This window comes from Moorena sp. SIO2C4, from assembly GCF_010672485.1.
Taxonomy (GTDB): domain Bacteria; phylum Cyanobacteriota; class Cyanobacteriia; order Cyanobacteriales; family Coleofasciculaceae; genus Moorena; species Moorena producens.
Genome location: NZ_JAAHGN010001116.1, coordinates 1 through 2,387, shown reverse-complemented (window position 1 = coordinate 2,387; position 2,387 = coordinate 1). Strand labels below are relative to the sequence as shown.

General features: G+C 45.3%; 2 protein-coding genes, 1 tRNA gene and 1 pseudogene. 1 reads left to right on the top strand and 3 read right to left on the bottom strand.

Annotation, left to right across the window (positions count from 1 at the left end):
• The coding region (locus F6K20_RS34435; protein WP_287297793.1) for an NAD(P)H-dependent glycerol-3-phosphate dehydrogenase at positions 1–798 on the bottom strand (798 nt) is incomplete at its 3' end.
• 48 nt (positions 799–846) lie between these two features.
• Entirely contained in the window at positions 847–1,716 is an 870-nt protein-coding gene (lipA, locus tag F6K20_RS34430) for a lipoyl synthase (protein WP_287265884.1), read from the bottom strand.
• A gap of 131 nt (positions 1,717–1,847) precedes the next feature.
• Here lipA and F6K20_RS34425 point away from each other — a divergent pair.
• Positions 1,848–1,921 (top strand) — tRNA-Pro (locus F6K20_RS34425).
• A gap of 182 nt (positions 1,922–2,103) precedes the next feature.
• Here F6K20_RS34425 and F6K20_RS34420 read toward each other — a convergent pair.
• Positions 2,104–2,387 (bottom strand): annotated as a pseudogene (locus F6K20_RS34420) (tRNA (adenosine(37)-N6)-threonylcarbamoyltransferase complex transferase subunit TsaD); the annotation flags it as partial.

Below are 2,387 nucleotides of genomic sequence, written 5' to 3'. Positions count from 1 at the left end.
CTTAGCTCGTTCCATCACAACCTTTGTAGTGTTGACCCCTTCTGCTGTTCCCTCCAAGTTGGCCAGAATATCTGCAAGTTTCTGACCAACAGCCAGCTTATAACCAACTTGATAATTGCGACTGAGGCGACTACTACAGGTTGCGAGTAAATCTCCTAGTCCCGACAAACCGTAAAATGTTTCTACCTTAGCACCCCAATCTTTACCAATACGGATCATTTCTGTAAGCCCACGGGTTAGCAAAGCTGCTTTGGCATTTGTTCCTAGTTGTAAACCATCACAGGTTCCAGATGCGATCGCCATCACATTTTTCAGGGTACCCCCTAGTTCTACACCGAGGGGGTCTCGATTGGTGTAAACCCGGAAATTTGGCGAAGAAAACACCTGTTGTAGTATCTCAGTTGCTTTTACATCTGTGCTAGCTACTACTGTAGCGGCTGGGAGTTCTTGTTTAATTTCTTTGGAAAGATTGGGACCCGATAGCACCACTACAGGATTGTTGGGAAATTCAGCTTGCCAGATTTGAGAGGGAGTACGGGTGGTTTGCAAATCTAACCCCTTAGTCGCTGTGACCAAGATCACGTCAGAAGATACTGATAAACACTTTAGCTGTTGCGCTACAGCATTTACCCCCGACATGGAAACAGCAGACAAGATAATACTGCTAGATTTTATAGCATCTGCTAATTTTGTCTGACTCCGACGGGACCACAAACAAACCTGATCACCGTTTTTAGAGGCTAGGCTATAGAGGGCTGTACCCCAAACACCTGCTCCGATTATAGTGATGTTGGTCATTATGATTGTTAGTTGTTACTTTCCATTTTCTTGCAACCATGCAACCGTTCATCGGGGATAGCGCTGCATTAATTCTCGAACTTGCTCGGCATGATAGGAACTGCGGGTAAGGGGAGATGAAACAACTTGCAGGAAACCGAGGGATTCACCATACTCTTTCCAGGTATCAAATTGTTTAGGGGTTATGAATTCAGAAATTTTTAGGTGTTTTTGAGTGGGTTGAAGATACTGACCAATAGTTAAGATGTCGCAGTCTACTTGCCTTAAATCCGTCATGACTTGCCGGACTTCTGCATCAGTTTCTCCTAAACCTACCATTATACCAGATTTGCTGTAAACCGATGGAGCCAAGTTTCGCGTCCGCAACAGTAATTCAAGGGAACGCTGATAATCCCCTTGAGGGCGTACTTTCCGATAGAGTCGGGGTACTGTTTCTGTATTGTGATTGAGGACTTCGGGTTTAGCTTGAAGAATCGTTTCGAGGGCATCCCAGTTCCCGCACAAGTCTGGGATTAAAACCTCAATAGTGGTATCAGGTGAGACCAGGCGAATGGCTTCAATGCACTGTACAAACTGGGAAGCTCCACCATCGGGTAAATCATCCCGGTTGACAGAGGTAATAACCACATGATTTAGACCCATGCGCTGCACGGCTTCCGCTAGCCGTGTGGGTTCAGTGGAGTCAAGAGCTTTGGGTTTTTTCTCAAAGTCAATATCGCAGTAGGGACAAGCACGGGTGCAGGCTGGTCCCATAATTAAAAAGGTGGCAGTACCAGCATTGAAGCACTCTCCGATATTGGGACAAGAGGCTTCTTCACAGACAGTATTGAGTGCTAAATCTCTTAAGGTTTCTTTAATATTGCCGACACGCTGCCATTGGGGCGCTTTGACTCGCAACCATTCTGGTTTAACTACCACTCTTGGTTATACTCCAACTATATATATATATAAATTTAAGTTACGTAACTTTAATCTTGATCCTAACAAGCTAGGGGCCGATTGCCCCTAAGGCATGATAAAATAGATGAAATCTTAAATTATGGCTTTATCGGGATGTAGCGCAGTTTGGTAGCGCACTTCGTTCGGGACGAAGGGGTCGCAGGTTCAAATCCTGTCATCCCGATTGTACTTTTGGACTAACTTGAAAAGTTAGCAGGTTACAGGTTAGCAGGTTACAGGTTAGCAGGTTAGCAGGTTACAGGTTAGCAGGTTACAGGTTAGCAGGTTACAGGTTAGAGGTTCTTAAACCTTCAACCTCTGAAACTTTCAACCTTCAACCTCTGAAACCTTCAACCTCTGAAACCTTCAACCTCTGAAACCTTCAACCTCTGAGTAAAGTTCCATCACCTTAGTGATAGGCATTCGCGATCGCACTCCCAAAGTCAAAGGGGAAGTATGTCCTTGATTTAAATGGTCAGTTGCGGCACAGCCAATCATTGCGGCATTATCGGTACAAAACTTCAGGGGAGGGAAAATAACTCGCAAATTATGCTCAGTTGCTGCAGCTTGTAACTGTTGTCTCAAGCCACTATTGGCAGCCACCCCACCCCCAACCGCAATCGTGTCGAGACCATAGTAGAGAGCACAAG